The organism is Cedecea sp. AS113 (assembly GCF_037152415.1).
Lineage (GTDB): Bacteria > Pseudomonadota > Gammaproteobacteria > Enterobacterales > Enterobacteriaceae > Cedecea.
This window is the reverse complement of record NZ_JBBCMI010000029.1, coordinates 38,195-45,314: the sequence shown is the minus strand read 5'-3', so window position 1 is coordinate 45,314 and position 7,120 is coordinate 38,195. Positions and strand designations below refer to the sequence as shown.

The following is a 7,120-nucleotide window of genomic DNA, read 5'->3' as shown; positions in this document are numbered from 1 at the left end:
TATCTCTCGCATCCCACGGCATAAGCGGCTCCATAAACGGGTTCTTATGCCTTAGTTGTAAGTGTCTACCATGTCCCCGAACAAGTGTTCACGATGTCCCCGGACCGTACAAGGGGAGAGGGTTAGGGTGAGGGGAAAATTACTTCAGCGCCCCCACAAGCCCTTTACGCTGATTTTCCAGCGACACCACCCGGTTACACACCTCGTGGCCGAACTGTTCAAAATCAGCCTGCTGATTATTCCATTCGTTCTGAACCGCCGTTTGCAGACCGCCCAGGTTACCCAGTACATTCTGCAGCGGGTTGCCGCCGCCTTTCAGCACCGCCTGCGCGCCCATTTCATTAATGCTGTCCTGCAGAATGCCGCCCATCGCCTGGTTCACCAACTGCTGGCCATCGGCTCTTACCTGATCGACCGCTTTATAATGGAACGTCAGCCCGTCCTGACGGCGCTCAATAATCCGGTTCATCTGCTCTTTTAGCTGGGCATCCAGCTTGGTCAGGCGATTACGCATGCTGCTGCTTTCCCCGACCTGTTTAGCAATAATGCCGTCCAGCGCGACGCGGCTTTTCTCTACGCGAGAGCGAGCCCCATTATCGATCCACGGTAAATCCGTGCGCAGGGCTTTCTGGTAGTTCAGCGCCTGCTGGCGCTGTGCAGCGGTCAGCGTCTTCTGAACACCGTTGTATTGCACGCTGCCGTCAGGCGCGATGACCAGATTGCCGTTCTCACCCACAACCTGCACGGACTGCGGGTTAATCACCACGTCATCACGTGGATTGACGCTGCACTGATAGTCCGCGTGTGCCGAAGCGGCGGTGACCAGCAGCGCGCCTAAAAGAACCTTACGGATCATATTTTCTCCTGAAAAATCAGCTCCTGAAAAAAAGGCCGGTTAATTAACCAGCCTGTTTTTGCTAAAGCTTAATCCCACCAGACGTCGAACAGATCGCTGATGCGAACATCTTCGAGTTTGCGGTCTTCTAACCATTTACGCACCAGCGCCTGATGCTCTTCGGTGCATTTGCCAATCTCTTCCATGCACACCAGACCTTCCCAGACCAGGTAACCGCTGCCGTCAAACGCCAGCTTGTTCGGCGCGATCACTTCGGCGATCAGCTCGTCCACGGTTTTATCAATTTGCTCTTCGGAAGTGCCCTCCGGGAAGCGCCAGGCAATCGAGAACCCCAGTTCCTGGAACTCTTCGATGTGCATTTTCTTACGCAGACGACGGCTACGATTCTTTGCCATTATTTCACCCTCTCGAACATTAAGTCCCATACGCCGTGACCAAGACGATGGCCACGTTGTTCAAATTTGGTTACCGGACGTGAGTCCGGACGCGGTACGTAGTCGTGACTCTCCGACTGGTTTTTATACCCTTCGATAGAGGACATCACTTCGAGCATATGTTCAGCATAAGGTTCCCAGTCGGTAGCCATATGGAACACGCCGCCCAGCTTCAGCTTGCGTTTTACCAGGTCAGCAAACGGTGCCTGAACGATACGGCGTTTATTATGACGTGCTTTATGCCATGGATCAGGGAAAAACAGCTGAACCATGTTCAAAGAATTGTCAGGAATCATGTTTTCCAGCACTTCCACCGCGTCGTGGCACATCACACGAAGGTTCTCCACGCCGGCCTCATGCGCGGTGCTCAGACAAGCGCCCACGCCCGGTGAATGCACTTCAATACCGAGATAGTTATGCTGTGGATTGGTTTGTGCCATGGTTACCAGCGAGGTGCCCATACCAAAACCGATCTCCAGCGTGACCGGCGCTTCGCGGCCAAAAATCTCGCTAAAGTCGGCAGGCTCGGCCTGGAACTCAACGCCCATCACCGGCCAGTAGTTATCCAGCGCGTGCTGCTGGCCTTTTGTCAGACGCCCCTGGCGACGGACAAAGCTGCGGATGCGGCGCAGCACACGGCCTTCTTCATTAAATTCCGGTGAAATGACGTCATTCTTCATGGTTTTCTTAACGCTTCGCTTAGTGTTCGGGAAACGGGCATTATCCAAAGTTAAGGATGAGAAGCAAGTGGCAGAAAGTTCCGGTTTACAGCTTTACGCCGCTGTGCTGGAATCGGCTCCTTTATTACACCTTTGCCGGATATCCCGCGTTGACCATGCAAGCTCCTCAATTCGCCCAACAAGTCCTCGACTGGTACCACAAGTATGGGCGCAAAACCCTGCCGTGGCAGCAGGAGAAAACGCCTTATAAAGTATGGCTCTCTGAGGTAATGTTGCAACAAACCCAGGTCGCGACGGTCATCCCTTATTTTGAGCGCTTTATGGCGCGTTTCCCCACCGTGACCGACCTGGCGAACGCCCCGCTGGACGAAGTGCTGCACCTGTGGACAGGGCTGGGTTATTACGCCCGCGCGCGCAATCTGCATAAAGCCGCTAAGCAGGTTGCCAATAAACACGGTGGCGTTTTCCCTCAAACGTATGACGAAGTGGCCGACCTGCCTGGCGTCGGGCGCTCAACCGCAGGCGCGATTCTGTCTCTTTCGTTGGGTAAACACTTCCCGATTCTCGATGGCAACGTAAAGCGCGTGCTCGCCCGTTGCTATGCCGTTTCCGGCTGGCCGGGCAAAAAAGAGGTTGAAAACCGCCTCTGGGAAATCAGCGAACGCGTGACCCCTGCACAGGGCGTTAGCCAGTTTAATCAGGCGATGATGGACCTCGGGGCCATGGTCTGCACCCGCTCAAAGCCAAAATGCGAGCTTTGCCCGCTGAACAACGGCTGCGTGGCCTATGCCAACCACAGCTGGGCGAACTATCCCGGCAAGAAGCCTAAAGTGACGCTGCCTGAACGCACCGGTTATATGCTGATGATGCAGCATGGCGATGAAGTCTTCCTGGCGCAGCGCCCGGCGGTCGGGCTATGGGGAGGCCTATTCTGCTTCCCACAGTTCGCTGAAGAACAGGAATTACATCGCTGGCTGGAGCAGAGAGGTATTCCGGCAGATAATCTCACGCAGTTAACGGCTTTCCGCCACACCTTTAGCCATTTCCATTTAGACATTGTGCCGATGTGGCTTCCGGTGTCGTCCATGGACGCCTGCATGGATGAAGGCCCCGCTCTCTGGTATAACTTAGGCCAGCCACCGTCTGTCGGGCTGGCGGCTCCCGTGGAACGCCTGCTACAACAATTACGAGCCGAACCGGTTGCCTTAGCGCCCGTTCGTGCCGAAGAAGAGGAATAATCATGAGCAGAACGATTTTTTGTACTTACCTGCAGCGCGATGCTGAAGGCCAGGATTTCCAGCTGTACCCGGGCGAACTGGGCAAGCGGATCTACAACGAAATCTCCAAAGAAGCCTGGGCGCAGTGGCAGTCCAAGCAGACCATGCTGATCAATGAAAGAAAGATGAGCATGATGAACCCGGAACACCGCAAAGAGCTGGAAAACGAGATGGTTAATTTCCTGTTTGAAGGGAAAGAAGTCCATATCGAAGGCTTCACCCCGCCAGAAAAACAGTAATCGTCGGCACCTTTTTGCAAACACAACACGCATACACGGAATGATGAAAAAACTTCTCGCGCTGGCTCTCGTGGCCCCGTTGCTGATCTCCTGTTCCAGTAAAAAAGGCGATGACGCTTTTAACGAAGCCTACGTAAAGGACACCAACGGGTTTGATATTTTGATGGGGCAGTTTGCCAACAACATCGAAAATATCTGGGGTATGAAAGAGGTCCTGATCGCAGGCCCGAAAGATTACGTCAAATACACCGACCAATATCTGACGCGTAGCCACATCAACTTTGATGAAGGTACCATCACCGTTGAGACCATCGCGGGCACCGATCCTGCCGCGCACCTGCGCCAGGCCATCATTACCACCCTGCTGATGGGAGACGATCCTGGCTCAATAGATCTCTATTCCGATGCCAACGACGTCCAGATCTCCAAAGAGCCGTTCCTTTACGGGCAGGTCGTGGATAACACCGGCCAGCCCATTCGCTGGGAAGGCCGTGCGACGAAGTTTGCCGACTACCTGCTGCAAACACGCCTGCAAAAGCGCAGTACCGGGCTGAAAATCGTCTATAGCGTGACCATCAATCTTGTGCCTAACCACCTCGACAAACGAGCACATAAATACATCGGTATGGTGCGTAAAGCGTCGAAGAAATACGGCGTGGACGAGTCATTGATTCTGGCAATCATGCAGACGGAATCCAGCTTCAACCCGTATGCGGTAAGCCACGCGGATGCGCTGGGCCTGATGCAGGTTGTTCAGCACAGCGCCGGGGTCGACGTGTTTAAGGCGCAGGGGAAATGGGGCAAACCAAGCCGCAGCTTCCTGTTCGACCCGGAAAGCAACATTGATACCGGCACGGCCTATCTGGCGATTTTGCAGAACAGCTATCTGGGGCAGATTGATAACCCAACGTCACGTCGCTATGCGGTGATTACGGCCTATAACGGCGGCGCGGGCAGCGTGCTGCGGGTGTTCTCTAACGATAAGATGCAGGCGTTTAGCCTGATTAACAGCATGGCGCCGGGCGATGTCTATCAAACGTTGACCACGCGCCATCCGTCCGCAGAGTCTCGTCGTTACCTGTACAAAGTGAATAACGCCCAGAAGAGCTATCGCCGGCGGTAATTTACCCTCACCCTAACCCTCTCCCTAAAAGGGAGAGGGGACATTTCGGGACTGCCTTGCTTCACCCTTTTCTGCTCCCTCGGGGAGAGGACTGGGGTGAGGGGCGATTCCCTCTTACTTCAGCATGTAGCCGTACAGCCGCTTAATGCCGTCCGAATCCGTCTCGCTGTACACGCCCTGCAGCTCAGGGGAGAAGCCCGGCAGCATATTCACGCCCTCTTCCAGCGCCAGGAAGTAACGCAGTGCCGCCCCGCCCCAAACTTCACCCGGCACCACGCAAAGCACGCCCGGAGGATAAGGCAACGCGCCTTCCGCCGCGATACGGCCTTCAGATTCGCTCAGGCGCACCAGCTCCACGTTGCCGCGAATAAACTCGATGTTGGCGTCCTGCGGGTTCACCACCACGGCAGGCAGGCTCTCCTTGCGGAACATCGCCTTCTGCAGCTCTTTGACCTCAAAACTCACGTACAGATCGTGCATCTCCTGGCAAAGCTGGCGCAGGGTGTAGCCCTTGTAGCGCACCGGGTATTTCTGATGAATCGTGGGCAGCACATCCGCCAGCGGCGTGTCGTCCTCAATATGCTGTTCAAACTGCGCCAGCATGGCCACCAGCTGAGCCAGCTTCTCGTGGCTCTCCGCCGGGGTAAGCAAGAACAAGATCGAGTTAAGATCCGACTTCTCCGGCACAATTCCGTTTTCACGCAGATAGTTAGCGAGGATTGCCGCTGGCACACCGAACTCGGTGTAGCGTCCGGTTTCGGGATCGATGCCCGGCGTGGTTAGAAGCAGCTTGCAGGGATCGACAAAATATTCGTCCTTCGCATAACCTTCAAAACCGTGCCAGCGCTCACCGGGTTCAAAGCTGAAGAAGCGGCGCTCCTGAGCGATCTTCTCCGTGGGGTGATCCTGCCACGGCCGCCCGGCCACTTCCGGCGGAATAAACGGTTTGATCATCTTACAGTTGGCGATAATCGCCTTGCGCGCTTCAATGCCCAGCGCCACGCATTCCGCCCACAGGCGGCGACCGCTTTCACCCTCGTGGATCTTGGCATTCACATCCAGCGCAGCAAACAGCGGGTAAAACGGGCTGGTTGAAGCATGCAGCATGAAAGCATTGTTCAGCCGCTTGTGCGGGCAAAAACGGGCCTGGCCGCGAAGATGGTTATCTTTCTTATGGATCTGCGAAGTCTGGGAGAACCCGGCCTGCTGCTTGTGAACCGACTGAGTGACAAAGATCCCCGGATCGTTTTCATTCAGCTCCAGTAACAGCGGCGAACAGTCCGCCATCATCGGAATAAACTGCTCGTAGCCGACCCAGGCCGAATCAAAGAGGATGTAATCGCACAGATGGCCGATGTTATCTACCACCTGGCGAGCATTATAAATTGTGCCGTCATAGGTGCCGAGCTGGATCACCGCCAGGCGGAAAGGCCTTGCCTCCTGTGCTCGTTCAGGTGCCACTTCCGTAATCAGCTCCCGCAGGTATTTCTCATCAAAACAGTGCGCATCAATGCCGCCGATAAAGCCAAAGGGATTGCGGGAAGCTTCCAGATAAACCGGCGTAGCACCGGCCTGGATGAGTGCGCCGTGGTGGTTTGATTTATGGTTGTTGCGGTCAAACAGCACCAGATCGCCGCGTGTCAGCAGAGCATTGGTCACCACTTTGTTCGCCGCAGAGGTACCGTTAAGCACGAAATAAGTTTTGTCGGCGTGGAAAACTTTCGCGGCAAACTTCTGCGCGTGCTTAGCTGAGCCTTCGTGGATCAGCAGGTCACCCAGCTTAACGTCCGCGTTGCACATGTCGGCACGAAATACGTTCTCACCAAAGAAATCATAAAACTGCCGTCCCGCCGGGTGTTTTTTAAAGAATTTCCCGTGCTGGTGCCCCGGGCAGGCAAAAGTGCTGTTGTCCATCGCCACGTATTTGGTCAGCGTGTTGAAGAACGGTGGCAACAGATCTTCTTCGTAGCCGCTGGCCGCGGTTTCCAGCTCCAGATAATCCTGCGCTTTCCCGGCAATCACGCCGGTTACCGCAGGCAAACCGTCAACGGCGGCTTCGCTAAAAATAAACACCGGCAAATTAAAACCCGTGCGTTTCAGCAAGGCCAGAATGCCGCTGCGACTGTCCGCAACGGAGATGACAACTGCCGCCACATCGGTGAAGTCGGTCTCGTCGAGTGTGACCACTTCACGATGCGTTGAGAGTAATGCAGCCACGTCGTGGCTGGCGGCAATTTTCAGTGATTTCATAAGCACAAATCCCCGTCTGCAAGGATGAGTGAGTGCCAACCGGCACGGCAAAGGGAAAATTCCCCAACGAAGGCGTTCTGAAGGTCTTAGGTGTGAATCCACTTCGACCGCCAGACATCAGTAAAACCAGGCGATGCCTGATTTTACTGATGTCCTGCAGCGAGCAAGCATTGCCCTCACCGCATGGTGAGCAAGGGACTTCGGAAGGTTATAGCCGCACGGACGAGCGCCATCCCGAAAGATGCATGGGAATTGAGAGTG

Annotated in this window: 7 protein-coding genes; 3 read left to right on the top strand and 4 right to left on the bottom strand. The window is 55.1% G+C overall.

The window, feature by feature from the left end:
- Positions 1 to 139 precede the first annotated feature (139 nt).
- From WFN87_RS22695 to trmB, 3 genes are all read right to left on the bottom strand, one after another.
- Entirely contained in the window at positions 140 to 856 is a 717-nt protein-coding gene (locus tag WFN87_RS22695; RefSeq protein WP_008461536.1) for a DUF2884 domain-containing protein, read from the bottom strand.
- 68 nt (positions 857 to 924) lie between these two features.
- Positions 925 to 1,251, bottom strand: coding sequence for a YggL family protein (locus WFN87_RS22690; RefSeq protein WP_008461534.1), 327 nt, complete (start codon positions 1,249 to 1,251; stop codon positions 925 to 927).
- Complete coding sequence (gene trmB, locus WFN87_RS22685; protein ID WP_166868480.1) at positions 1,251 to 1,970, bottom strand: tRNA (guanosine(46)-N7)-methyltransferase TrmB; 720 nt, start codon at positions 1,968 to 1,970, stop codon at positions 1,251 to 1,253. Before trmB ends, WFN87_RS22690 begins: the two co-directional genes overlap by 1 nt.
- A 155-nt stretch (positions 1,971 to 2,125) precedes the next feature.
- Here trmB and mutY point away from each other — a divergent pair, with 155 nt between their 5' ends.
- From mutY to mltC, 3 genes are read left to right on the top strand one after another with little or no spacing between them, the layout of a single operon-like run.
- On the top strand, positions 2,126 to 3,208 hold the full coding sequence (gene mutY / locus WFN87_RS22680; RefSeq protein WP_336983841.1) for an A/G-specific adenine glycosylase: 1,083 nt from the start codon (positions 2,126 to 2,128) through the stop codon (positions 3,206 to 3,208).
- A 2-nt stretch (positions 3,209 to 3,210) separates the two neighbouring features.
- Positions 3,211 to 3,486, top strand: a complete 276-nt coding sequence (locus tag WFN87_RS22675; protein ID WP_008461529.1) for an oxidative damage protection protein — start codon at positions 3,211 to 3,213, stop codon at positions 3,484 to 3,486.
- Between the two features lie 43 nt (positions 3,487 to 3,529).
- Positions 3,530 to 4,609, top strand: a complete 1,080-nt coding sequence (gene mltC, locus WFN87_RS22670; protein ID WP_008461527.1) for a membrane-bound lytic murein transglycosylase MltC — start codon at positions 3,530 to 3,532, stop codon at positions 4,607 to 4,609.
- Positions 4,610 to 4,723: 114 nt separating this feature from the next.
- Here mltC and WFN87_RS22665 read toward each other — a convergent pair whose 3' ends face one another.
- On the bottom strand, positions 4,724 to 6,859 hold the full coding sequence (locus WFN87_RS22665) for an ornithine decarboxylase (protein WP_336983840.1): 2,136 nt from the start codon (positions 6,857 to 6,859) through the stop codon (positions 4,724 to 4,726).
- Between the last annotated feature and the right edge of the window lie 261 nt (positions 6,860 to 7,120).